The 23,409-nt window shown below is 54.1% G+C and carries 22 protein-coding genes; 6 read left to right on the forward strand and 16 right to left on the reverse strand.

Annotated features, from left to right (window positions below; genetic code table 11):
- Positions 1–54: 54 nt before the first annotated feature.
- From OGV65_RS13365 to rbsK, 6 genes are all read right to left on the reverse strand, one after another.
- The gene (locus tag OGV65_RS13365) at positions 55–1,383 is read right to left on the reverse strand and encodes an MFS transporter (protein ID WP_210591282.1); all 1,329 of its coding nucleotides are present in this window, start codon (positions 1,381–1,383) and stop codon (positions 55–57) included.
- A 9-nt stretch (positions 1,384–1,392) separates the two neighbouring features.
- A complete protein-coding gene (uhpB, locus tag OGV65_RS13370) occupies positions 1,393–2,895 on the reverse strand; it encodes a signal transduction histidine-protein kinase/phosphatase UhpB (protein ID WP_131405451.1) in 1,503 nt (500 codons plus the stop codon).
- A complete protein-coding gene (gene uhpA, locus OGV65_RS13375; RefSeq protein ID WP_016155044.1) occupies positions 2,892–3,485 on the reverse strand; it encodes a response regulator transcription factor UhpA in 594 nt (197 codons plus the stop codon). Before uhpA ends, uhpB begins: the two co-directional genes overlap by 4 nt.
- 195 nt (positions 3,486–3,680) lie before the next feature.
- Positions 3,681–4,694, reverse strand: coding sequence for an aldose 1-epimerase family protein (locus OGV65_RS13380; RefSeq protein WP_016157804.1), 1,014 nt, complete (start codon positions 4,692–4,694; stop codon positions 3,681–3,683).
- An 11-nt stretch (positions 4,695–4,705) separates the two neighbouring features.
- Positions 4,706–6,022, reverse strand: coding sequence for an L-fucose:H+ symporter permease (fucP, locus tag OGV65_RS13385; protein WP_003023919.1), 1,317 nt, complete (start codon positions 6,020–6,022; stop codon positions 4,706–4,708).
- 27 nt (positions 6,023–6,049) lie between these two features.
- Positions 6,050–6,970 carry a ribokinase gene (rbsK, locus tag OGV65_RS13390; RefSeq protein ID WP_003827124.1) on the reverse strand — a complete coding sequence of 307 codons (921 nt, stop codon included), beginning with the start codon at positions 6,968–6,970 and terminating at the stop codon, positions 6,050–6,052.
- 325 nt (positions 6,971–7,295) lie between these two features.
- Here rbsK and OGV65_RS13395 point away from each other — a divergent pair, with 325 nt between their 5' ends.
- Complete coding sequence (locus OGV65_RS13395; protein ID WP_181221021.1) at positions 7,296–8,081, forward strand: DeoR family transcriptional regulator; 786 nt, start codon at positions 7,296–7,298, stop codon at positions 8,079–8,081.
- A 1-nt stretch (position 8,082) separates the two neighbouring features.
- Here the strand turns inward: OGV65_RS13395 and ilvN are convergent, their stop codons facing one another.
- The 3 genes from ilvN to ivbL form a co-directional block, all read right to left on the reverse strand.
- Positions 8,083–8,373, reverse strand: coding sequence for an acetolactate synthase small subunit (gene ilvN, locus OGV65_RS13400; RefSeq protein WP_003023914.1), 291 nt, complete (start codon positions 8,371–8,373; stop codon positions 8,083–8,085).
- Positions 8,374–8,376: 3 nt separating this feature from the next.
- Positions 8,377–10,065 (reverse strand): acetolactate synthase large subunit, encoded by a 1,689-nt coding sequence (gene ilvB / locus OGV65_RS13405; RefSeq protein ID WP_016155049.1) that lies wholly within the window; start codon positions 10,063–10,065, stop codon positions 8,377–8,379.
- Between the two features lie 107 nt (positions 10,066–10,172).
- On the reverse strand, positions 10,173–10,271 hold the full coding sequence (gene ivbL / locus OGV65_RS13410) for an ilvB operon leader peptide IvbL (RefSeq protein ID WP_003827118.1): 99 nt from the start codon (positions 10,269–10,271) through the stop codon (positions 10,173–10,175).
- Between the two features lie 523 nt (positions 10,272–10,794).
- Between ivbL and tisB the strand changes: the two genes are divergently transcribed.
- The 3 genes from tisB (at position 10,795) to emrD (ending at position 13,219) form a co-directional block, all read left to right on the forward strand.
- The gene (gene tisB / locus OGV65_RS13415; RefSeq protein WP_003023909.1) at positions 10,795–10,884 is read left to right on the forward strand and encodes a type I toxin-antitoxin system toxin TisB; all 90 of its coding nucleotides are present in this window, start codon (positions 10,795–10,797) and stop codon (positions 10,882–10,884) included.
- 123 nt (positions 10,885–11,007) lie between these two features.
- Positions 11,008–11,841 carry an EamA family transporter gene (locus OGV65_RS13420; RefSeq protein WP_016157806.1) on the forward strand — a complete coding sequence of 278 codons (834 nt, stop codon included), beginning with the start codon at positions 11,008–11,010 and terminating at the stop codon, positions 11,839–11,841.
- A 193-nt stretch (positions 11,842–12,034) separates the two neighbouring features.
- Entirely contained in the window at positions 12,035–13,219 is a 1,185-nt protein-coding gene (emrD, locus tag OGV65_RS13425) for a multidrug efflux MFS transporter EmrD (protein WP_046276195.1), read from the forward strand.
- On the opposite strand, the gene OGV65_RS13430 is transcribed toward emrD, so the two are convergent.
- Positions 13,146–14,228 carry a cellulase family glycosylhydrolase gene (locus tag OGV65_RS13430; protein WP_200046786.1) on the reverse strand — a complete coding sequence of 361 codons (1,083 nt, stop codon included), beginning with the start codon at positions 14,226–14,228 and terminating at the stop codon, positions 13,146–13,148. The two genes, emrD and OGV65_RS13430, sit on opposite strands and share 74 nt — an antisense overlap.
- 78 nt (positions 14,229–14,306) lie before the next feature.
- A complete protein-coding gene (dsdC, locus tag OGV65_RS13435) occupies positions 14,307–15,233 on the reverse strand; it encodes a DNA-binding transcriptional regulator DsdC (RefSeq protein WP_016155054.1) in 927 nt (308 codons plus the stop codon).
- Positions 15,234–15,462: 229 nt separating this feature from the next.
- Here dsdC and dsdX point away from each other — a divergent pair, with 229 nt between their 5' ends.
- Together dsdX and dsdA are read left to right on the forward strand one after the other, a co-directional pair.
- Entirely contained in the window at positions 15,463–16,800 is a 1,338-nt protein-coding gene (dsdX, locus tag OGV65_RS13440) for a D-serine transporter DsdX (protein WP_016157809.1), read from the forward strand.
- A gap of 17 nt (positions 16,801–16,817) precedes the next feature.
- On the forward strand, positions 16,818–18,140 hold the full coding sequence (gene dsdA, locus OGV65_RS13445) for a D-serine ammonia-lyase (RefSeq protein ID WP_094168871.1): 1,323 nt from the start codon (positions 16,818–16,820) through the stop codon (positions 18,138–18,140).
- 12 nt (positions 18,141–18,152) lie between these two features.
- Here dsdA and OGV65_RS13450 read toward each other — a convergent pair whose 3' ends face one another.
- The 5 genes from OGV65_RS13450 to OGV65_RS13470 all read right to left on the reverse strand — a co-directional run bounded on the left by OGV65_RS13450 (position 18,153) and on the right by OGV65_RS13470 (position 23,265).
- Positions 18,153–19,265, reverse strand: coding sequence for an anaerobic sulfatase maturase (locus tag OGV65_RS13450; RefSeq protein WP_286455050.1), 1,113 nt, complete (start codon positions 19,263–19,265; stop codon positions 18,153–18,155).
- Positions 19,262–19,624, reverse strand: a complete 363-nt coding sequence (locus OGV65_RS13455; protein ID WP_200046784.1) for a DUF202 domain-containing protein — start codon at positions 19,622–19,624, stop codon at positions 19,262–19,264. The genes OGV65_RS13450 and OGV65_RS13455 overlap by 4 nt, the downstream gene beginning before the upstream one ends.
- Entirely contained in the window at positions 19,614–19,961 is a 348-nt protein-coding gene (locus tag OGV65_RS13460) for a YidH family protein (protein WP_016155059.1), read from the reverse strand. The genes OGV65_RS13455 and OGV65_RS13460 overlap by 11 nt, the downstream gene beginning before the upstream one ends.
- A 98-nt stretch (positions 19,962–20,059) precedes the next feature.
- Complete coding sequence (locus OGV65_RS13465) at positions 20,060–21,553, reverse strand: sulfatase-like hydrolase/transferase (protein ID WP_049282845.1); 1,494 nt, start codon at positions 21,551–21,553, stop codon at positions 20,060–20,062.
- Positions 21,550–23,265, reverse strand: a complete 1,716-nt coding sequence (locus OGV65_RS13470) for a solute:sodium symporter family transporter (protein WP_286455051.1) — start codon at positions 23,263–23,265, stop codon at positions 21,550–21,552. The genes OGV65_RS13465 and OGV65_RS13470 overlap by 4 nt, the downstream gene beginning before the upstream one ends.
- Positions 23,266–23,409 lie beyond the last annotated feature (144 nt).

The raw sequence follows: 23,409 nt of genomic DNA on the forward strand, positions 1-23,409 counted from the left end.
AAACCGGGAAAATTTCTTAGTTTTGCCCTACTCAGGGCAAAAAGGTGAGGTGCATCACGCTTCGTTGAGTTCGCGTGGAACCTGGGCGTTCAAAAACGGCAGCAGCAGCAGCGCGGAAATCCCCGCCGCAATGGCGATCACCACAAAGAATCCGGTCCAGTGCCAGACCTCCATCACCTTCGCCAGCGGCCAGCCGGAAAGCGATGCCCCCAGATAGGCAAACAGCCCGACAAATCCGGTTGCCGCGCCCGCTGCCTCTTTGTGCGAGCACTCCGCCGCCGCCATGCCGATCAGCATTTGCGGACCGAAGACGAAGAATCCGGTGGTGAAGAAGCACGCCGCCTGCATCACGTAACTGGCGAACGGCATCAGCCACAACGAGCCCACGGAGAGCAAAATTCCGGCAGCAAAAATCAGGTTCATTGGACCGCGGTTGCCGTTAAACAGTTTGTCCGAGCCCCAGCCTGCGACCAGCGCGCCGATAAATCCGCCCAATTCGAACATGGTCACGGCGGTATTGGCGGTCACCAGATCCACGCCGAGCGTCTCCGACATATACAGATTGCCCCAGTCGTTGATCGCAGCGCGGACGACGTACACCAGCACGTAACACAACGACAGCAGCCAGATATAGGGATTCAGCAATACATAGCGGGTGAGGATCTCTTTACGGCTCAGCCCTGCGCCTTCCTGCTGCTGGGCGATTTCCAGCTCATCATGGCGCCAGTCGCCAATCGGCGGCAGACCAATCGCCTGCGGCCTGTCGCGCAGCCGCCAGCAGAGAAAAATCCCCACTACAATCGCCAGCAGCCCGGCGATCATCATCCCGGCACGCCAGCCGTAGTGCAGCGCCGTCGCCGCCATCACGATAGGGATCAGCGCCCCGCCAACATTGTGCGCAGTATTCCACAGCGCCCACCAGCCGCCGCGTTCGGTACGCGAATACCACGCGGTCAATAAACGCGCGCAGACCGGCGACCCCCAGCCCTGGAAAAAGGCGTTCAGCGCCCAGAGCACCGCAAAAGCCCAGAGCGAGGTGGAGAAGCCAAACAGAATGTTCACCACGCCGGTGGCGATAAGCCCAAACCCCATAAAATAACGGGCGTTGGAACGGTCACTGACGATACCGGAAACAAACTTCGACAGGCCGTAGGTGATGTAAAACAGCGTCGCCAGCAGACCAATGTCGCTGCGGGTCAGCACGCCGCTGGTGAGGATATCCGGTACGGCGGCGTTGAAGCTCTTGCGTGTGAAATAGAACAGCGCGTAGCCGAGCCAGATAGTGGTCAGAATATGCCGCCGCCAGTAGCGGTAGAGGGCATCCACTTCACGCTTATCGGTGATGAGCGGCGCGCTGACTGGGGCTTTTAAAAACGAAAACATGACCGCTCCTTACACATAACGCTGGGGTAACGACACGCTGACCCGCGTGCCGTGCGTACAGGAAATCGAGAGCGATCCCCCGAGGGCGGTAATACGTTCACGCATCCCGGTGAGGCCAAATCCCTGCTGATTCGACCCCGGCGGCAGGCCGCTGCCGTCGTCCTCAATCACCAGCATCAGCCGTTCATCCTGCTGCCAGCCCTGAAGCGTCACCGCGCTGGCGTTGGCGTGCTTAACGATGTTGTTCAGCCCTTCCTGACAAACGCGAAACAGCGTCACCCGCTGACTTTCGCTGAGTACAGATTCGTCAATTCGCCAGTCAAGGTGGCTGACGATGCCGCGGCTTTCCAGCTCCATTTCACGCATCAATGAGCGGATGGCTTGTTCCAGCGTGAGATCATCCAACTGGCGCGGACGCAGACGACCCAACAGACGACGCACCGAATCGTACACGCCAAGAGAAAGTTGTTCGATATGCGCCCCGCTGCGCTTCACCCCTGCGTTTTCCGGCGCCAGCCGCTGAACAATGCCCGCCTGGGTGCGAATGGCGGTGATGGTCTGACCGATATCATCGTGCAGTTCGCGCGCCACATCCCGGCGCACACTCTCTTCGGTCTCCAGCAGGCGTTCAGCCAGACGGTGGTTGCGCGCTAATTCGTTTTGCAGCGACTGGTTAAGCTCGCGCAGACGCTGGATCCCCGCGCCGAGCAGCAGCCCGGTCAGGCTTTGCACCAGCAGGGAGAGCAACAGGTCAACGGGATGATCGTGCCAGGTCTGGCTGGCAATCAGCGCAATGGCGTTCATTAACGTGGCAATCAGCGCTCCCTGCCAGCCGTAGTGCCAGGCGAGCGCAATGATCGGCAGTGCGAGGCAAAACGGCGTGAAGCGCGACAGTTCATCGGGCAGGCCAAGCTGCAACCACAGGCTGACGCTAAACAGCAGCAGATACCAGACCAGATGCCGCCCGCGCCAGTTCACCGGCTGAGACACCACCGCCGGGCCCAGCGGCAACCAGGTGGTGCTGGTAAGATAGTGCCAGAAAACCAGACAGATCGGAGCCAGCGTTAATCCACCAGTGAGCGTCAGCAGTAGGGCATTCCACGCCTCTTCGCCTTGCCCAAGCCAGGGCAGCGATTGCAGCAACGCCGCCGCCGTCAGCGCCGCGCCCTGCAACAGCAGCGTGCGCCAGTCGCGCTGATGGCGGTAGCGCGAAATCAGCATCACCGGGAGTAACGTGAGGAAGCTCCCGATCATCAAAAGTAGCAAGTGAGCCAGCGCCACTTCCTGCGCCAGCCAGAAAAGAAGCAGCCATTCCGCACCCAGCAGCACCGGCCAGTAGCCGCGTGGACATTGCAGCATCAGCCCCAGACGCAGGCCAAACGGAAACAGCAGTACCGCCAACTCCGGGCGCTCAACCAGGTGCAGGCTGATACTCCACAAGCAGAACCACGCGGCAGAGAAGATAAAGAAGCAGGCAACAACGGTGATTAACCGGGAACAGAGCGTGTTCATTGCCAGCCGTCAAACATCCGGCGGGCCAGTTCGACATCGTTGCTAACGCCCAGTTTTTCCATCAGGTTAGCGCGATGCACGTGCACCGTTTTCGGCGACAGGCCCAGTTCGGCGGCAATCTCTTTTACCGCCATGCCTTGCGCCAGTTTCTCCGCCACCTGACGTTCGCGTTTGGTCAGCGGATCCTGACGACCAGCCGCCAGTTTGACGGCGATATCCGGCGTCAAATAGCAGCCGCCGGTCGCCACGGTATGCACCGCCGCGATCAGCTCATCAGGGCTACAGCGTTTAGAAAGGAAACCACGCGCGCCCGCGTTGAGCGCCTGCTCCACCAGCGCCGGGCTGTCGTGGACGGAGAGCATGATAATCGCCATCCCTTTTGGCAACTGGCTTAACAGTTCAAGACCGGAGATATCAGGCATCGAGATATCACAGATACATACCTGCACGCCACGTCCCGGTAATCCCGCCAGCGCCTCGCTGCCTGAGCCGAACTCAGCCACAACCTGCAAATCAGGTTCCAGCCCCAGCAACTGGGCAAAGCCGGAGCGGACGATAGTGTGGTCGTCGATAAGGGCAACGGTGATCATGGGTTCTGTCCTGGGGGATAAAAAACGTGCTTACCTTAACGATATACACTTTATCCTTCAAGCAGCCTCTGCGTTGGCTTGGTCTGCTCACCCCAGTCACTGACTTGAGTAAGCTTCTGAGGTGAGCAGACTTGCCGCCTTATGCAGCTTGAAGGATTTTGTGTTCCGACGCGCTGCTGTTTAAGCCTTGAGCGATCAGGCGATGCCAGTTGTGACGGTAAATGTGCGGGTGTGCTGCGGTTCTAGCTGAATCAACGTGCCTTTTCGCTGTGCCGCCAGGAAGCCTTCAGGGCGACAGGTCGCAGGTAGGGCGAAGGCTGCCACCTGCTGATCGCCGTTATAGAGGATCCAACGGGTGACATAATTCAGCTCCGCGCTGGAGAAACGTGTCACGAACGTGGTGCCATCAGGTGCGATCATGCGAAATTCAGGCTTATCCGTGTATCGGTCCAGTTGGTCAGCGAAGAAAACGATTTCCGGATCGTAAAAATCGGGCTCGTTGAGGCGCCCCAGCGAGGCCTCGCCCTGGATGATCCGCTGATTAAACGCCAGCCACTGCTCGGTAGGTTTAACATGCGCGGGTACCGACTCACGCAGCTTCATGGCTTCATCCGGGATATTCTGGCTGAAGGTCGCTTCCGGTACGTAGGCATAGTTCATATGGCACATATACTGTAAAGGCATTGCCACTGAGGCGAGGTTGGTGACCGCCATCTGAATATCAAACAGCGCACTCGCTTTGCGCATAATCACCGCAGGATGCGCCTGATAATGATGACCGAATCCCATCACATACTCGTAGCGTCCACTCACGCGCAAATTCTCTCCCTCCAGCTCCAGCCAGGCCTCATCCATCGCGGCACAGGCCATTTCGCCATGCAACGGGTGAGAATCTTCTGGCGAAGGGCAGCCATTAGCCAATATACCCGAGTGGAAAGCAAAGCAGCCGTATGTCGCTACCACTTCCGCAGCCGGTTTTGGCTGACTGAACATGTTGCGCATGGTCAGTTCATGCCCGTCAAACTGAGCATCCCAGATCATCTGCCCCATCCAGGGCAGAATAACCAGATGTCCACGACTGTTTTCTACCTTCAGCCCTTCCACACCGCTGGCGTAACGAAATGCGGTAACCGTGAAGTCGCTATTCTTCAGTAAGATTCGCGGATGCTCTGCAAAGAGTTCCCGCCACAGCGTGATACGTGTTGTCATGATCGCTCTCCTCAGGAAACAGTCGCTTCAGCCAGGTTATTGCGCACTTTGCTTTCACGCCAGAAGTAGATACCGACGTACACGAAGCACAACATGGAGACCAGGAACGAGAGTTGTAGCGAGTGGAACATATCGGCCACATAGCCCTGAATTGCCGGAACCACCGCTGCACCAACAATCGCCATGACAATGACTGCTCCCGCCATTTCAGTATGTTCGTTATCCACGGTATCCAGCGTACCGGCATAGATTGTCGCCCAGCAGGGTCCAAACAGGACGCTCACCAGTACGGCAACGTACACGGCGCTGAAGCTTGGCGCCAGCGCAACATAGACCAGAAACAGTGCGCCAATGATGGAGTAGAGGATCAGCACTTTTTCCGGATTGAAGCGTGTCATCAATATGTTGGCGATAAACTTGCCGATAAAGAAGCAGGCAAAGCTATAGACCATGAAGGTTGAGGCGTCGCGCTCGTTGATATCGCCCAATTCCAGCGCCAGACGGATGGTAAATGACCACACCGCGACCTGCATCCCCACGTACAGGAACTGCGCCACAATCCCACGGCGGAAACGGGCATTGCTGGCCAGATAACGCAGCGTATCCATCGCTGACGGACGTTTATGACTCGCCGTTTGCGCGACTTTACAGGTCGGGAAGCGGGTCAGCAGGAACAACACCATCACCACAACCAGCACCATAATCATGTACTTGTAAGGCTCAAGGGTATTTTCCAGCATCAACACTTTAAAGTTGTGGATCTGCTCCGCGTTCATCCCAGCCATCTGTTTTTCCAGACTCTCGCCTTCAGAGAAGACCAGATATTTACCCAGCAGAATACCGGCGGCTGCACCAATGGGGTAAAAGGTCTGGCTGATGTTCAGGCGCAGGGTGGCATACGCTTTTGGGCCAATCATGGAGCTGTAGGTGTTGGCTGCGGTTTCCAGGAAGCTCAGGCCAATCGCAATCGCAAAAATTGCCGCGAGGAACATGGTGTAGGTGGCCATGTGCGATGCCGGGAAAAAGAGCGTACAGCCAACAATATAAAGGGTCAGTCCCATTAAGATGGCGATTTTATAACTGGTCTTTTTAATCACCAAAGATGCCGGAATCGCAATTAAAAAATAACCGCCATAAAAGGCACTCTGAACTAATGCCGAAGCAAAGTTGCTGAGTGAAAATACGCTTTTGAATTGCGTAATCAGAATATCATTTAATGCGGCTGCGCATCCCCATAAAGGGAATAAACAGGATAACAAAATAAACTGGAACAGAGGCGTCTTATTCAGATAGCCGTCGGGCATCTGAATGATGTTTTTATCGTTCATAGTGCTACCTTTTACAATGCAGGAGTATTATTCGTTTAAGGTAAGAAACTCATTAAATTGTTCGATGCTTGGATAAGATGATTGAGTGCCTTTCCCGGTAACGCTGAATGCAGCGAAGAGAGCGGCTTTTTTCATGGCGGCTTCGACATCACCGCTTTGAACGTAATAGTGGGCAAAACAACCGATGAAAGCGTCACCTGCGCCACTGGTATCGACAGCGTTCACTTTAAACGCCGGGACATGGACTTCCTGGTCACGCGTCATCCACAGAGCACCTTTCTCCCCCATGGTGACGATAATATTGTTCAGACCTTTATCGACCAAAGAACGTGCCGCGGCGCGAATATGGTCATAGGTATCCACCGGCATACCGGTTAATATTTCGAGCTCGGTTTCATTTGGCACGAAGAAATCGCATTTACAGGCATAAGACATATCTAATTCCCGTAATGCAGGAGCGGGATTTAATAACACTTCAATACCGTGTTTTTTACCGAATTCAATCGCGTGATAAACCGTTTCCAACTGTACTTCCAACTGCAGGACAATAAGTTGACACTTTTTCAGATCTTCCGCCGCGCGATCGATATCTTCCGGAGAGAGAAACTTGTTGGCGCCTTTAATAATCAGAATGCTGTTGCTGGAGTTTGCATTAACAAAGATCGGTGCAACGCCACTGCTGGTGCAGGGTACCTTTTCGACATAGGTCGTATTAATCCCCCAGGATTCGAGATTACGAATGGTGTTATCCGCAAAAATATCATCACCGACTTTCGTCAGCATCAGCACTTTGGAATTGAGCTTAGCAGCCGCAACGGCCTGATTTGCCCCTTTACCGCCACAACCAATTTTAAAGGCGGGCGCTTCCAGCGTTTCCCCTTCTTTGGGCATCTGGTTGATGTAGGTGATGAGATCCACCATGTTGGAGCCAATAACCGCGATATCCATTTTACTACCTCTCAGAAACAATCACACAACAATGATATTAAAATAACATTATCATGTTACTTCCGTATCATTTGTGACTAGGATCGCGATTGGATGATCATTTTATTGTTTATTTATTATGCTAAATGTTGCGTCTCTATCACACTCAAAATGATTAACTTGCTTACAATTGACTGAAAACTCGCTGCTTATAATCAATAAAACGTGTAAAAACACGCTTTTATTTCCCAATGGTCAGACGTATAGTAATGCAGCAATATCATGTTCCCAGAAACACATAAATGTTACTGAAGGAACATGAAAACATGATTCGTGGAGATTGTGCATGGAAACCAAGCAAAAAGAACGTATTCGACGTCTGATGGAATTGTTGAAGAAGACCGACAGAATCCATCTGAAAGAGGCGGCGCGCATGCTGGAGGTTTCCGTGATGACCATCCGTCGGGATCTCAGCCAGGATGACGAACCATTGCCGCTTACGCTACTCGGTGGTTACATCGTGATGGTGAACAAGCCCGCCACCCTCGTTAACGCTCCGCTCCCCGTGCAAAAGCAGTATCATCGCGACGATTTACCGGTTGCCATTCTGGCCGCGGGACTGGTCAGTGAAAACGATCTGGTCTTTTTTGATAATGGTGCCGAAATGCCATTAGTCATCAGCATGATCCCGGACGATATTACCTTTACCGGAATTTGCTACTCACACCGGGTATTCGTGGCGCTAAATGAAAAACCCAACGCCACGGCGATTCTTTGCGGGGGCACCTATCGGGCGAAAAGTGATGCCTTTTACGACACCAACAATCCCTCTCCGCTGGATGCGCTCAACCCACGAAAAGTGTTTATCTCTGCCAGCGGAGTCCATGAGCATTTCGGCGTTAGCTGGTTCAATCCGGACGATCTGGCCACCAAACGCAAAGCGATGGAACGCGGATTGCGCAAAATTCTGCTGACGCGCCACGCCCTGTTTGATGAGGTTGCTCCCGCCAGCATTGGTCCGCTCTCCACTTTTGACGTACTGATAAGCGATCGCCCGTTGCCGGCAGATTACGCAACCCACTGCCGGAACGGTTCTGTCAAAGTCATCACTCCGGATTCAGACGGCGACTAACTCACTCAAAGAAAACCGTGATTTTGTTAAACATCGACGGGTCGGACTGGTTGCGGGCCACTTTCACCACATCTTCCAGCTTGTCGATCTGGCTTATCATCTGCTCAAGACGCTGATCGTCATTGACCAGTAGCCAGATGCGGCTCTTGTCGCTGTCCTGAATCGGTAGACAGAGAATGCCTTCCACGTTGAACGCGCGGCGGGCAAACAGCCCGCAGACGTGGGTCATTACGCCCGGATGGTTGCGTACGGTGAGTTCCAGGATTACGTTGTCATGAGTCTGCTGTTGCATGGCTTATTCCCCCACCATTTCTGTGTTTGCCGCACCCGGCGGCACCATCGGGTACACTTTTTCTTCGGCATCGATGCGCACGTGGATCAGCGCAGGTCCAGGGCGATTAATAATCTCCTGCAACGCAGCCTGTGGATCCGCTTCGTTATTCAAATCGCAGGTTTCGAGGCCAAACCCGGCGGCTATCTGCATAAAGTTAATCATCCCCGGATATGTCGCCGCAAAAACGCCCTGCTTATAGAACAAACTCTGCTGCTGATACACCAGACCCAACGCTTCGTTATTCATCAGGATGATTTTAATATCCAGCTGATTTTCGCTGGCCGTTGCCATTTCCTGAATATTCATCATCAGGCTACCGTCGCCGGAGAAGCACAGCACCTTTTTGTCCGGGTTGACCAGCGCTGCGCCAATTGCCGCCGGCAGGCCAAAGCCCATGGTTCCCAGACCGCCGGAGGTCAGCCACTGACGCGGACGGTTCAGCGGGTAAGCCTGTGCGGCCCACATCTGATGCTGGCCTACGTCGGTGGTGATAATGGCATTGTCATCCACGCAGGCCGCTACGGCGTTGATCAGCCCATAGTGGCTGAGCGGGTCGCTTTCCTGCGGAATGCTGCAGGGGAATTCGCGTTGTAAATCGGCCACCATTTGATGCCACGACTCTCGCGGCTGCGCGTCAATTAATGGGATCAGTTGCGCCAGAACCTCATCGACATCCGCCTGAATCGCCACGTGCGGCTGTTTGATTTTACCCAGCTCCGCGCGGTCGATGTCCACGTGGATGATTTTGGCGTTCGGACAGAACTGCTCGGTTTTACCAATCGCCCGGTCATCAAAACGCGCGCCCAGAACAATCAATAAGTCCGCTTCTTGCAGAATAAAGTTAGTGCTGCGCGCGCCGTGCATACCTAACATGCCTAACGACAGCGGATGCGCTTTCGGCAACATACCGAGCGCCATTAAGGTCATGGTGGTGGGCAGCATGGCTTTTTCTGCCAGTTCACGAACCCGCTCAGGCGCGTTAATCACGCCGCCGCCGAGATACAGCACCGGACGCTGTGCGGCGTTAATCATGGCCGCGGCATCGCGAATGCTGTCCTGGCTGAACGCCGGTGCCGCCATTTTCTGCGCGGGCTCCGGCATCTCTTCAATCTCAAAAACGGCGGTTTGAATATCCTTAGGAATGTCTATCCACACCGGGCCCGGACGGCCGGACTGCGCAATGCGGAACGCATCGCTCATGACCTGCGGTAATTCACTGATATGGCGGACCAGATAGTTGTGCTTGGTGATGGGGATAGAGATGCCGTAGGTATCGACCTCCTGGAAGGCGTCGGTCCCGATCATTGAGGCCGGAACCTGCCCGGTGATACACACCAGCGGGATAGAATCCAGCCGCGCGTCGGCAATGGCGGTCACCAGGTTGGTCGCGCCCGGTCCGCTGCAGGCCATACAGACGGCGGGTTTACCATCGGTTCTCGCCATCCCCTGCGCGATAAACCCCGCGCCCTGCTCGTGGCGCGCCAGGATATGACGGATTTGCGTGCTTTGGCTCAAGGCGTCATAGACGGGAAGAATCGATCCGCCAGGAATACCGGTGACCACCTGAATCCCCTGGCGTTCCATGAAATGAACGATGAATTCTGCGCCCGTAAAACGCGTACGCTTGGATGTTATGCCCGAACTTGCCATGCTCCAGTCCTTTTATTCTGGGCCTTTGCTTCGGGCAGGTCTCTTAAACGAAAAACCCCGCCCGGTTTGCGCCGGCGGGGTTTTGGAATCGTGTGTTGATCCGGACCCTACGGCGCATTGCCGACGACCACCACCACACGCACGACGACCGCTGCGCGAGATGGCGCAGTTTTTAGTAGGGTCGCAGTCAGCATGGAAGGGTTCATTAGGGACCTGTCTGTTTGTTGATTAACTGGATTTATACAAACACAGGTTTTTCAGCGTGACAATGGAAAATTTTTCATCTGCATAAAAATGCGTCAACGATCACATTTCGCTGTGCAGAGTCGGAAAACAAAAAACCCCGCCGGAGCGAGGTTTTTTTCAGCGCTGTGCGGTTGGTAGCCGCCGAACACACTGTGTTATGTCAACGGAAAAAGTATACGCGTTCTGCGAAGAACACGCAATTTCGGCACGAATTTTGATGGTTTTGAGTATGGAACATGAATGGCACAATGTCTATAAAATACTGTTAATTTATACAGTACTTATCTATAATGTCTCGGTACGCAATGTGTTATGCGGGGGGCCGCATCGTAAACCGGCGCATCAAAGTCCTGGCTGAAACGGGTGGTGCCGTCAGCGCCTTAACCCCCGTGTGAGCACACTGTGTTATGTCAACAAAGGTGCTGGCAACAGGCAGCGGCGAGGTACGTCAGCACCGTGCTCCTTGTACCAAAAGGAGAGCGTATGAGCCTCGTGGATATCGCTATTCTTATCCTCAAACTCATTGTTGCAGCACTGCAACTACTTGATGCCGTTCTGAAATACGTTAAGTAATTCGGATTCAAGTCGCACCTAAGGGGAGCGGGTAACACTCCGCTCCCCTTTCACCTTCTCCCTGGTGCTTGTCTCGCGCCAATATGTTACGTTTTTATGACATTCTCAGGGAAGAACGCCACCATGACGCTTTCTGTTTTCTGCATTTTGCTGTTTGCCGCGCTGCTGCATGCCAGTTGGAATGCCATTGTTAAAGCTGGAAACGATAAACTGTACTCGGCGATTGGCGTCAGCGGCTCCGCGGCGATTATGGCATTGATCTGCTTACCCTTCGCGCCTCAGCCTTCCGCCGCCAGCCTGCCGTTTTTGGCCGTCTCAACCGCGTTGCAAGTGGTGTATACGGTCCTGGTCGCCAAAACCTATCAGGTTTCGGATATGAGTCAGACCTATCCTCTGATGCGTGGGACAGCACCGCTGCTGGTTGCGATTATCAGCGTCTTGTTCCTTGGCGATAGCCTGTCTGTGTTTGCCTGGGTGGGGATTGCTACGATCTGTCTGGCCATTCTCGGCATGGCATTTAACGGACGCAGCAGCTCACAACGCGGGATCGTACTGGCGCTCATTAACGCCTGCTTTATCGCCGGTTACACGCTGGTTGATGGCACCGGCGTACGCTTATCAGAAACCGCGCTCGGTTATACGCTGTGGACCTTCTTTCTGAACGGTTCCTGTCTGCTGGGCTGGGCGATGATCGCCCGGCGCCGGGAAGCGTCACGCTATCTGGTACAGCAGTGGAAGAAAGGTATTCTGGGTGGAATTGGTACGATGGGTTCTTACGGTCTGGCGCTGTGGGCCATGACCCAGGCTCCGTTGGCGGTGGTCGCAGCGCTGCGTGAAACCTCCATTCTGTTTGGTGCTCTACTCGCCTGGCTGCTGCTGAAAGAAAAGGTTGCCGGAATACGCCTTGTCGCGGCCGCCGGTATTGCCGTAGGCGCTGTCTTACTTCGCTTGTCATGATCGCGCCGTAAAGCCGATGCAATCCGGCAACATTTGTTGCCGCTTTTTGTTTACATTTCCTGCCGTTCATCGCGTAAACATTCCAGCCCACTATCTGGCCTTCTTTTTCTGTTGTGGTAGATTCCACGCGCATTTACGGGAAAGTACAGCACCTTATTCTTCTTTTTTCTCTTTTTTAAAAGTAATCAGCGAAATGAAAAGGCATAGAAGCGTCAATTTGTTGTTGATGTTGGTATTACTGGTGGCGGTAGGTCAGATGGCGCAAACCATTTATATCCCCGCGATTGCTGATATGGCGCGTGAACTGAACGTTCGCGAAGGAGCGGTGCAAAGCGTAATGGCCGCCTACCTGCTGACCTACGGCCTGTCACAACTGTTTTACGGCCCACTTTCCGATCGCGTTGGCCGCCGTCCGGTGATCCTCGCCGGAATGTCTATTTTCATGCTGGCCACGCTGGTCGCGATAACCACCCACAGCCTGACGGTACTGATTATCGCCAGTGCAATCCAGGGCATGGGAACAGGCGTCGGCGGTGTAATGGCGCGAACCTTACCGCGCGATCTGTACGAAGGCACGCAGCTGCGCCACGCGAATAGTTTGTTAAACATGGGGATTCTGGTGAGTCCACTGCTGGCCCCGCTGATTGGCGGCATGCTGGATACCCTGTGGAACTGGCGCGCCTGTTACATCTTCCTGCTGGTTCTGTGCGCGGGCGTCACGTTTAGCATGGCGCGCTGGATGCCGGAAACGCGTCCTGCGGGCGCACCGCGTCCACGCCTTATCGCCAGCTATAAAACGCTGTTTGGTAACAGTTCTTTCACCTGTTACGTGCTGATGCTGATCGGCGGCCTGGCGGGCGTTGCAGTCTTCGAGGCCTGCTCCGGGGTATTGTTGGGCGCAAGGCTCGGTTTAAGCAGCATGGTGGTCAGTATCCTGTTTATTCTGCCCATCCCGGCGGCATTTTTCGGCGCCTGGTTCGCCGGTCGCCCGAATAAGCGTTTCTCGACGCTGATGTGGCAGTCGGTTATCTGCTGTCTGGTAGCCGGTTTAATGATGTGGATCCCGGGCCTGTTTGACGTGATGAACGTCTGGACGCTGCTGATTCCCGCCGCACTATTTTTCTTCGGTGCCGGGATGCTGTTTCCGCTGGCAACCAGTGGCGCAATGGAGCCTTTCCCATTCCTGGCAGGCACTGCCGGTGCGCTGGTTGGGGGATTACAGAATATTGGTTCCGGCGTGCTGGCGTGGTTCTCTGCAATGCTGCCGCAGACCGGGCAAGCCAGTCTGGGCCTGCTGATGACCCTTATGGGACTGTTGATTTTTGTTTGCTGGCTTCCGCTGGCGTCACGCGTGTCGCATCAGGGGCAGGCGGTTTAAGCGTATGATGGCCCGGCTTATCGCCGGGCTTTTCGCATTCAGGCACGATCATCGTCGTCAGTAACGGCTCCAGCGCCGGACGCCAGGCGCCTTCCTCGCCATCATAAAACTGCGTATCCGCATTGATAGCATAGGGAATTTTCGCTTTTTTCAGTTCGCACGCCATAAATCGGGCAAACGCCATTTGCGAGGCAGAAGGCACGTTCCTGATGGTTTCTCCTGGCGACCAGCCTCCCACCCAACTGACATGACCCGTTTTCTGCTGCCAGTGAAGGGCGGTATTGATACGGGCGCGAATAGCAGCCTTTTCTGCCGCTGTGCCTGAGGTCCACGGATATTTACCATTATTTTTCAGCGGCCCCCACGGAAAAATATGCCATTGAGCCAGCACGGTATTCTGACTTTGCGGCGGCAGTTTCAGGTCAGGCAAATCTTCCGGGGCGGCGCGTAGTCGCGGCGCGATAAAAATCATCCGCTGCGGGTCGATGGCATGGACAGTACGAATGGTTTTGTCATACACCCGATTGAGCGACACCTGATTATGGTTGAGCTTATCAGAGGGTTCGTATATCAGGTCGAAACCCAGTAACGGCGAGCTTTGACCAAAGTAATGCGCCACCGCCACCCACCAGTTAACCACCTCTTTTTCGTTACCGGTACTGGGATCTTTTTTATATTCGTCAGCCTGATAGGCAATTATCGGGATCACGCCATACTGCTCGCAGGCTTCCACCAGCTTGCGCAGATGTATAAGCCGCGCCTCCGTAGGCTCTCCCGCCACGCGAATGCGCACGTGGGTTAACCCTTTCGCCTTGTAATCCCGCACCACCAGCGGATCGAATTCACGGATACCCCGATCGGTGCGCGCCCAGTCTACGTCCATCCCAACGCCAAGCTGCTGCGCATACTGCGCCGCGGTCAGCACAGGTTGCGCGGCACACACGGTGGCGCTGGCTAACAGTAAAAGGGAAACAATCGGCTTTAACACAGTCGTCCTTACGCAAATCATCAGGAGTGATATCACGTATTTAGCATGCTTTTTCACTTTGCGTGTAGCGAGAAAGCGTAAAAAATATTCGCGGCCTGCTTATTTAACCTGTTCCTGAAGCCAGCGAATAAACGCCTCGATTTTCGGCCACTGTCTGCCTGGCAGGGTGGTGATGTAGTAGTGCTGATGGCATTTCAGCGCCATATCGCCAAAAGGCGCAACCAGCTCTCCACTGTCGAGGCGTTTTTGCACCAGCCGCTTTCGGCCCATCGCCACGCCGATATGATTCATCGCCGCAATCACCGCCAAATCAGAACGATCGAAGCCAATTCCCGACGATGTCGGCAGATTCACCGAAAAATGCTGCGCCCAACTGTGCCATTCATCGGTCCCGGAGTCGTTACTCCACGCCTGTCTGTCATGCAGCAACGTACAGTGCGGTAAATTCACCAGCGAACCGGTAAGGTCATGGCGGCGAGCGTAGTCCGGGCTGCATACCGGCAGGATCTCTTCATCCATCAGGAAGTGGTGCGTGAGCTGCGCGGAGGGTGCGTCGTCAAAATAGATGGCCAGATCGACCCCGGCACGCTGCAGATTGACGTTGTCGTTCCCGGTCAGCATGGTCAGCGAAATCGACGGATAGCGACGGGTAAAGTCGCCGAGCGCCGGAACCAGCCAGCACTGAGCGATAGAAGGCCGTGAGTAGACGGTGAGGGTCCCGGACAACTCCTGATTTTTAATATCAAGGATTTCCTGATTCAGCGTATCCAGCGATGATTTCAGCGCCCAGAACACCCGCTTGCCCTCGTGGGTGAGTTCCACTTTACGATGCGAACGAACAAACAGCTGAATACCCAGCTCATCTTCCAGCTGATTAATGCGATGGCTGACAGCGCTGGGGCTTAGTGACAGCTCATCTGCCGCCAGCGCAAACGACTGATGTCGGGCCGCCACTTCAAAGGTATACAGCTTTGACAACTGCCAGCCGTTGAGCAGCCGATTTCTGACCTCGCGTAAGGGATCCATGTTCACCTCCTGTCCTCCTGATTCATTCGCCGGAGTGTAAAAAAGTTCGCTGCAAAAATCAGCACAAAGATGAATCAAGGTGAACCATATCGCATAAACAAAACGTAATTAGACGTAAATCACCTAATTGATGCAATCTGGCTCATGTGAAAGGGGATTTATATCGTTTGTCAGACCATGCCTTATTTTTGTCCAATAACCCTATATTAATCACAGGGCAAGGTGAGTTATGCACTCTCAAATCTGGGTTGTGAGCACGCTGCTGATAAGCATCGTGTTAATCGTTTTGACCATCGTGAAGTTCAAATTCCACCCGTTTCTGGCGCTGCTGTTAGCCAGCTTCTTCGTGGGTACGATGATGGGTATGGGGCCGCTGGATATGGTCAATGCCATTGAGAGTGGCATCGGCGGTACGCTGGGCTTCCTCGCCGCGGTTATCGGCCTTGGGACCATTCTTGGCAAAATGATGGAAGTGTCCGGCGCGGCCGAACGTATCGGCCTGACGCTACAGCGCTGTCGCTGGCTTTCCGCTGACGTCATTATGGTACTGGTCGGGCTGATTTGCGGGATCACACTGTTTGTTGAAGTCGGCGTAGTGCTGTTGATTCCTCTGGCCTTTTCAATTGCCAAAAAAACCAATACCTCGCTACTGAAGCTGGCGATTCCGTTATGTACAGCGCTGATGGCGGTACACTGCGTCGTGCCGCCGCATCCAGCCGCCCTGTTCGTGGCGAACAAGCTGGGCGCGGACATTGGCACCGTGATTGTCTACGGCTTACTGGTGGGCTTAATGGCCTCGCTGATCGGCGGTCCGCTGTATCTGAAATTCCTCGGTAACCGTCTGCCGTTTAAACCGGTTCCGGCTGAGTTTTCCGACCTCAAGGTGCGCGACGAAAGTACGCTGCCATCGCTGGGCGCTACGCTGTTTACCGTACTGCTGCCGATTGGCCTGATGCTGGTAAAAACCGTCGCTGAGCTGAACATGGCGAAAGGCAGCACGGTTTATACGCTGTTGGAGTTTATTGGTAACCCGATCACCGCGATGTTTATTGCCGTTTTCGTGGCCTATTACATTCTCGGCCTGCGTCAGCACATTGGCATGGGTGCGCTGCTGACCCACACCGAAAACGGTTTTGGCTCCATTGCTAACATTTTGCTGATTATCGGCGCAGGCGGCGCATTCAACGCTATCCTCAAGAGCAGCGGACTGGCGGATACTCTCGCGCTGATCCTCTCGAACATGCATATGCACCCGATTCTGCTGGCTTGGCTGGTGGCGTTAATCCTGCATGCTGCGGTGGGCTCTGCCACGGTGGCGATGATGGGTGCGACGGCAATCGTGGCCCCGATGCTGCCGCTCTACCCCAACGTTAGCCCGGAGATCATCGCCATTGCCATCGGTTCCGGCGCGATTGGCTGCACGATCGTCACCGATTCCCTCTTCTGGCTGGTGAAGCAGTACTGCGGCGCCACCCTAAATGAGACGTTCAAATATTATACGACCGCGACATTTATCGCGTCCGTTATTGCACTGGTTTGCACATTCCTGCTTTCCTTTATTATCTAAGCGCAAAGAGACTGACTATGGAAAACATTCAAACACTTATCGCCCAGCATCCTTTAGTGGAAGATCTGGTCGCTCTCAAGGAGACGACCTGGTTTAACCCTGGCACTACCTCTCTTGCGGAAGGTTTACCGTATGTTGGCCTGACAGAGCACGATGTTCAGGATGCCCACGCTCGTCTGACGCGCTTCGCGCCGTATCTGGCGCAGGCATTCCCGGAAACCGCAGCCACCGGCGGCATTATCGAATCCGAACTGGCCGCGATCCCGGCGATGCAAAAGCGGCTGGAAAAAGAGTATGGGCAGCGCATCAACGGCGAAATTCTGCTGAAGAAAGACAGCCATCTACCGATTTCCGGCTCAATTAAAGCGCGTGGCGGTATTTATGAAGTGCTAACCCACGCGGAAAAACTGGCGCTGGAGGCTGGTCTGCTGACCACACAAGACGATTACAGCATTCTGCTTTCGCCTGAGTTTAAACAGTTCTTCAGTCAGTACAGCATCGCCGTAGGCTCCACCGGCAACCTTGGGATGTCGATCGGCATTATGAGCGCCCGTATCGGCTTTAAGGTGACGGTTCATATGTCTGCCGACGCTCGCGCATGGAAAAAAGCCAAACTGCGCAGCCACGGCGTGACGGTCGTGGAGTATGAAGAAGATTATGGCGTGGCGGTTGAGCAGGGCCGTAAGGCGGCACAATCCGATCCGAACTGTTTCTTTATCGATGATGAAAATTCCCGCACGTTGTTTTTAGGTTATGCGGTCGCCGGCGAGCGTCTGAAGGCGCAGTTCGCGCAGCAGGGGCGCGTGGTGGATGCCGACCATCCGCTGTTTGTTTACCTGCCGTGCGGCGTCGGCGGTGGGCCTGGCGGGGTGGCTTTTGGCCTGAAGCTGGCATTCGGCGATAACGTGCACTGCTTCTTCGCAGAACCGACCCATTCACCGTGCATGCTGCTGGGGATTTATACCGGGCTGCACGATACGATTTCTGTGCAGGACATTGGTATCGATAACCTGACAGCGGCAGATGGGCTGGCGGTGGGCCGCGCGTCCGGCTTTGTTGGCCGGGCAATGGAACGTCTGCTCGACGGTCTGTACACCCTGGACGATCAGACTATGTACGACATGCTGGGCTGGCTGGCGCAGGAAGAAGGCATTCGCCTTGAGCCGTCGGCGCTGGCCGGGATGGCCGGTCCGCAGCACGTTTGCGCTTCTGCTGACTATCAGCAAATGCATGGCTTCAGCGCGGAGCAGCTCAATAACGCCACCCACCTGGTGTGGGCGACCGGCGGCGGCATGGTGCCGGAAGCCGAAATGGCGCAGTATCTGGCCAAAGGACGTTAAACGCCGCTGAACTTAACGCAGCATCGCCATCAGTTCCATCGGTGAGCGATGTTGCTTCAGAAGGTCACGCATCACGCGCATATGCGGCGCGGTATGATTGAAGAAAGCGCTGTATCCGCCGCAAATCGCACTCTTTCCACTGCTGTCGCGATGCTTTGGACAATCGCCATGGCAAAAGCGTAATAGCGAACACGCCTGGCATTCCGCGCTCAGCGTGGTTCTCTTGGACTGACCAAACGCCGCTGCCCTCGGGCTGGCGTTGAGCTCACTCAACGACGTGCGATGAATATTACCCAGGCGAAAATCTGGGTGGACATAGTGATCGCACTGATACAAATCGCCATTCGCTTCCAGAGCAAAAGCATGTCCGCAGGTGGAGCTTAGCGAACACATCTGCGCCGGGTGTCCGCACCATACGCCCAGAGTTGAATCAAATAACTGGACGAATACGCGGCCAATATCTTCTCTGACCCAGATATCAAAGACGGAATTCAGGAAGGTTCCCCACGCCTGAGGCGGGACGGATTCGGCGGTAAGCTCGCCGTCTTCATCATATTCAACCAGCGGAATGAACTGCAAAAAAGGCGTGCCAAGCTGGCGAAGGTAGCGATACATCTGTCCTGGTCGCTGGCTGTTCAGAAAATTAACCACTACCAGCAGATTGAACTCCACCTGATGCTTACGGAGCCTGGCAATGGCGTCCACCACCTTATGGTGAGTCGGTTTTCCGCTGCGGTTAACACGATAAGCATCGTGCAACTCGGCGGGGCCATCCAACGAAATCCCCACCAGCCAGCCGTTATCGTGCAAAAACTGACACCATTCGTCGTTGAGCAAAATCCCGTTGGTCTGGAACGCGTTATGGATTTTCTTCCCTTCCCCGTACTGTTTTTGCAACGTCACTACGCGGCGAAAAAAGTCGATGCCACAGAGGGTTGGCTCTCCGCCCTGCCAGGCGAACATCACGTCAGCCCCCGGCTGTGCGGTGATATGCTGACGAATAAACGTCTCTAAGGTGGCGTCATCCATTTCGGGTTGAGTAGGTTTATCGATGTAAAAACAGTAACGACAATCCAGGTTACAACGAGAGCTGGCTGGTTTGGCCATGACCTGACATCCTGTCATGCTAAATTCCCGATAAACGCAATAAGTTGGCGGACATGCGTTACAGCAAACAGTATTGCGAGGGATAACACCGCGAGGGAGATCATAAATTTGTCACGCACCGCGCGAGATTCAGAAAAATCGCTATGCGTAACATCCATCAGATTACGGCTGCGGGTATAGCGCCACAGAACGATTGCCACCAGCGCCAGCACCACAATTGAAACCCAAAACAGGAAGCCCGCCTGATGCCAGTTGTGCTTCAGCGCCAACGCCATTAGCGCGCCATAACCCAGAAGCGTACGAAACCAGGCCAGCGATGTTCGCTCCGGTTGTAACCCCGGATCGGCGATACGTCGCGACTTACGTCTATCCGGCATACAGCACCAGTCCCATGACAATCACCGCGACGATCAACAAAATCAGACTGATGATTAACAGGCTATGGGTATAGGGCAAATCCTCTTTCAGGCGCATCGCCCTCTCATTACGCAGCCAGCGCAGGTAGCCATAAATCGCCAGACCACCGGCAAACAGGCATAGCAACAGCGCCAAAAGCTCACGAATTACCGGCGTGGCAAAATCCGGAGCCAGTTGGTCGAGACCAACGCCCGCCGCCAGAAACCCCAGCGCGGTACGGATCCACGCCAGAAAGGTACGCTCATTTGCCAGTGAGAAGCGGTAATCCGGGGCTTCTCCAAGGCGGGAAATTTTCATTCAAACTCCTCTGGCTGTCATTGCCGGATGGCGGCTAATGCCTTATCCGGCCGACAGGTAAGTGCAAATATGAGTATCTGCGCCAATTGGCATTGTAGTCAGAACTTCTGCTTTTTCTCCTCCACTTTTACGCCCTGGGTTGGTAAACCGGTGTCGTAATCGCGTACCACGGGAGAATAGCCGTCTTGCGGGCGCGGGCGAAAAGCGCCCATCCAGCGCGGTACAGCGTCAGGACGCCAGGGACGTAAACTCCACTGATAGGTGCGGAATGGATCGCGGATTTTATCCATATAGTCCAGCAGCGCGTCGTGCATCTGGCAGCGAACATCGGCTAATTGCGGCGAATCTATCTGGTTGTGTAGCTCATCGGGATCGTTTCGTCTGTCGTAAAGCTCATCACTGGTAAACAGGTTCAGCACCAGCTTCCAGTCATCCGTCACCCAGCAACGTACCGGTATAAATCCGCCAAAACTGTCATGTTCAATCTCATAACGATTGAACTCCACCATCACACCGCGTGGTTTTTCAACGGTAAGGATGTTTTCACCCGGCAGGATTTGTGGCTTCTCAATACCCGCCAGCGCCATCATCGTCGGCAGCAGATCGATATGGCTGACCGGCGTGTCTACCTGCATGGATTCTCCCTGAGGCGAGCGCATAATCAGCGGAATTCGCGTGATGTCGTCATACATCGCTGCCCCCTTACTGATGAGCTTATGCGCCCCCATCATCTCGCCATGATCGGAGGTGTAAATGACCCAGGTGTTGTCCCGCTGCACGGGCGTTAAGGTATTAATAACCCGGCCAATCTGGTCATCGACAAAGTCGTTGCAGGCAAAATAGAGCGGATGGTGATAGCGCCCATCATCACCTACCGGTGAAGGCATCGCTTCAGACCAAAGACGATGATGTTCAGGTTTGTTACTCAAAGAGTCGTGCGCCTTCATCCCCAGGTCATAATAAAAATCCTGATATTTCTGCAGATACTCCACGGGACAGGTAAACGGGTGATGCGGCTCGTCGTAGGAAACTACCATCAGGAAGGGTTCTTCATCACGTGCAGGGTGGCGGAGGAAATCAACCGCCCGGTTACTGATGCGGTGCGCCCAGGTAAAGGTTTCATTGATATTGTTAGCCAGCAAATCCTCCACGCTGTTCAGACCGTTACGCCACAAACCGATCTCTTTGTCCGTCAGTTCCGCGAGGTAATTTGCCCCGTCATACCAGTAGTCAGCATCCCATTCGGGCGGGCACTCACCGGTACCAAAGTAATCGTGCCCGTCGAGATGCCACTTGCCGATGTAGCAGGTGTGATAGCCCGCATCCTTAAAATAGCGTCCCATGGTGGAGATATTTTTCCCCGGCGCGACGTTATTGGTCCACGGGCCGGACTGGTTGGCATAAATACCGGTAAACAGCCCAGCGCGGGCCGGGGTGCACACCGGTGAGCAGGTATAAGCAGAATTGAAGCGAATACCTTCCGCCGCCAGGCTATCAATGTTATTGGTATTCAGAGACTTACCACTATAACAGCCGACCATATTGGTCGCCTGGGTATCAGTCATAATGAACAGAAAATTAGGGCGGGTCATGCTTTATCCTTAGCATCAGAGACAGAAAGCGCAGTGGCCAAACGACGCGTCTGCCAGCTGCTGTAAATTAAATACATCATCACTGCCGCCGTAATTGAGTAGCAGAGAATCGTCAGCCATTGGGTGTTGTACCCTCCAAACTGCGCCAGTCCGGCATAGACGCCGAGCATCGCGGTCAGGATACCGACAGAGGCAAGTTTGGCGTTTTTCCACGGCTTCATGTCTACCGCAAAAGCATCATGGAATTTAAACGGCGTCGCACGCGGCTTGATAATGCCGATAACCAGCATCACCACCACGTTGATGCAGAAGGTACAGGCCAGTACGTAAAGGAAGTGAAAGTCGAACTTCACCAGATAATTAATGGTGATGTAGCTGACGATACCGAATCCCATAGCGACTTTCGCTGCCAGCGCAGGAATGCGCGGGAAAAAGAATCCCATGATGATGATGGTCACCAACGGCACGTTATAAATACCGTTGAGCTGTTTCATCCAGCTGTAGAGTCCTTCCGGTGCATTAGCGATCCACGGTGCTACCAGCACGGAAATTACCGCGATAAAGAATCCGAACTTACGCCCAACCCGAACCAGCTGTTCCGGTTGGGCGTGTTGATTAATAATCCGCCGATATATTCCCATGCTAAATAAGGTACTGGCGCTGTTTAAAAATCCATTGAATGTACTGATTACCGCGCCGAATAAAACGGCACCGAAAAACCCCACCAAAGGGACAGGCAGCACGTTATTTACCAGTGTCGGATATGCCATATCCGCCTTTGGCAGATCCTGGTATAGATGAAAAGCAATTAAACCTGGTAATACCAGCACCAGTGGATCGAGCATTTTCAATACCGCTGTGAGCAATGCTCCTTTCTGCCCTTCGGCGAGGCTTTTGGAAGCCAGCGTACGTTGTACGATGCCCTGATTAGTACACCAGTAGAAGGTATTCACCAGAATCAAACCGGTAAAGGCTGCACCTATCGGCAGCGGATCGTTCGCTCCACCAATTGAGTTTAATTTCTCCGCATGTACGGTGGTCAGTTGCTCAACACCTGGTAAAAAACTGCCTTTTCCCATCGCAATCAGGCCGAACACGGGGACCATCAATCCACCAATCACCAGCCCTATACCATTGATAGAATCGGCCACCGCCATCGCACGTAAACCGCCGATCACCGCATAAATAATCCCGGCAAGGCCCAGCAAAATAACCAGTAACCAGATTGCTGCGCCCTGAGAAATATTCAGCGATTCACCGATGTGAAAAAGGCTATTCAGCGCCAGCGCCCCTGAATAAAGCACAATCGGCAGGAAGCAGACGCCAGTGGCAATAAGAAAGCAAAAATCGATAATGATTCGCGTGGTTTTATCGTAACGCTCTTCCAGAAAATCTGGGATCGTAGCGATACCACGTTGCAGATAGCGAGGTAGAAAAATCAGCGCCAGAAAGATAAGCGTCACCGCAGAGGTGACTTCCCAACCCATAACCGACATTCCGCTTTTGTAAGCCTGACCAGACAGACCAACCAACTGTTCGGTTGAAAGATTAGTTAACATCAATGACGCGGCAATCACCGGCGCTTTCAATGAACGCCCGGCAAGAAAATACCCTTGTTGCGATCCGGTATCCGTTTTACGTACCTTCCACCAGGTGATTAGCGCCACCAGCAGCGTAAAGCCCACAAAGCTCAGAATTTGTAGCGTATTCATCTCATAGCCCTTATTTTTCATTATGTCCCGGCAGCTGTAGGGGGAATGCAAGGTAATGTGCGCCGGGTCAGGCAGTCAGATTTCTTAAAATAAAAACGTCATATCCCTGAACAGATTTTTTCTGTTAAGTTCAGGTTGTGGGCA

Origin of the sequence: Citrobacter sp. Cb004, assembly GCF_030337065.1 — a bacterium.
GTDB classification, from domain to species: domain Bacteria; phylum Pseudomonadota; class Gammaproteobacteria; order Enterobacterales; family Enterobacteriaceae; genus Citrobacter; species Citrobacter braakii.

Bases quoted from the DNA above. Each gene is read 5' to 3' on its own strand.
- OGV65_RS13365 (WP_210591282.1), bottom strand. From the start codon at position 1,383: ATGTTTTCGTTTTTAAAAGCCCCAGTCAGCGCGCCGCTCATCACCGAT.
- uhpB (WP_131405451.1), bottom strand. From the start codon at position 2,895: ATGAACACGCTCTGTTCCCGGTTAATCACCGTTGTTGCCTGCTTCTTT.
- uhpA (WP_016155044.1), bottom strand. From the start codon at position 3,485: ATGATCACCGTTGCCCTTATCGACGACCACACTATCGTCCGCTCCGGC.
- OGV65_RS13380 (WP_016157804.1), bottom strand. From the start codon at position 4,694: ATGACAACACGTATCACGCTGTGGCGGGAACTCTTTGCAGAGCATCCG.
- fucP (WP_003023919.1), bottom strand. From the start codon at position 6,022: ATGAACGATAAAAACATCATTCAGATGCCCGACGGCTATCTGAATAAG.
- rbsK (WP_003827124.1), bottom strand. From the start codon at position 6,970: ATGGATATCGCGGTTATTGGCTCCAACATGGTGGATCTCATCACCTAC.
- OGV65_RS13395 (WP_181221021.1), top strand. From the start codon at position 7,296: ATGGAAACCAAGCAAAAAGAACGTATTCGACGTCTGATGGAATTGTTG.
- ilvN (WP_003023914.1), bottom strand. From the start codon at position 8,373: ATGCAACAGCAGACTCATGACAACGTAATCCTGGAACTCACCGTACGC.
- ilvB (WP_016155049.1), bottom strand. From the start codon at position 10,065: ATGGCAAGTTCGGGCATAACATCCAAGCGTACGCGTTTTACGGGCGCA.
- ivbL (WP_003827118.1), bottom strand. From the start codon at position 10,271: ATGAACCCTTCCATGCTGACTGCGACCCTACTAAAAACTGCGCCATCT.
- tisB (WP_003023909.1), top strand. From the start codon at position 10,795: ATGAGCCTCGTGGATATCGCTATTCTTATCCTCAAACTCATTGTTGCA.
- OGV65_RS13420 (WP_016157806.1), top strand. From the start codon at position 11,008: ATGACGCTTTCTGTTTTCTGCATTTTGCTGTTTGCCGCGCTGCTGCAT.
- emrD (WP_046276195.1), top strand. From the start codon at position 12,035: ATGAAAAGGCATAGAAGCGTCAATTTGTTGTTGATGTTGGTATTACTG.
- OGV65_RS13430 (WP_200046786.1), bottom strand. From the start codon at position 14,228: ATGATTTGCGTAAGGACGACTGTGTTAAAGCCGATTGTTTCCCTTTTA.
- dsdC (WP_016155054.1), bottom strand. From the start codon at position 15,233: ATGGATCCCTTACGCGAGGTCAGAAATCGGCTGCTCAACGGCTGGCAG.
- dsdX (WP_016157809.1), top strand. From the start codon at position 15,463: ATGCACTCTCAAATCTGGGTTGTGAGCACGCTGCTGATAAGCATCGTG.
- dsdA (WP_094168871.1), top strand. From the start codon at position 16,818: ATGGAAAACATTCAAACACTTATCGCCCAGCATCCTTTAGTGGAAGAT.
- OGV65_RS13450 (WP_286455050.1), bottom strand. From the start codon at position 19,265: ATGACAGGATGTCAGGTCATGGCCAAACCAGCCAGCTCTCGTTGTAAC.
- OGV65_RS13455 (WP_200046784.1), bottom strand. From the start codon at position 19,624: ATGCCGGATAGACGTAAGTCGCGACGTATCGCCGATCCGGGGTTACAA.
- OGV65_RS13460 (WP_016155059.1), bottom strand. From the start codon at position 19,961: ATGAAAATTTCCCGCCTTGGAGAAGCCCCGGATTACCGCTTCTCACTG.
- OGV65_RS13465 (WP_049282845.1), bottom strand. From the start codon at position 21,553: ATGACCCGCCCTAATTTTCTGTTCATTATGACTGATACCCAGGCGACC.
- OGV65_RS13470 (WP_286455051.1), bottom strand. From the start codon at position 23,265: ATGAATACGCTACAAATTCTGAGCTTTGTGGGCTTTACGCTGCTGGTG.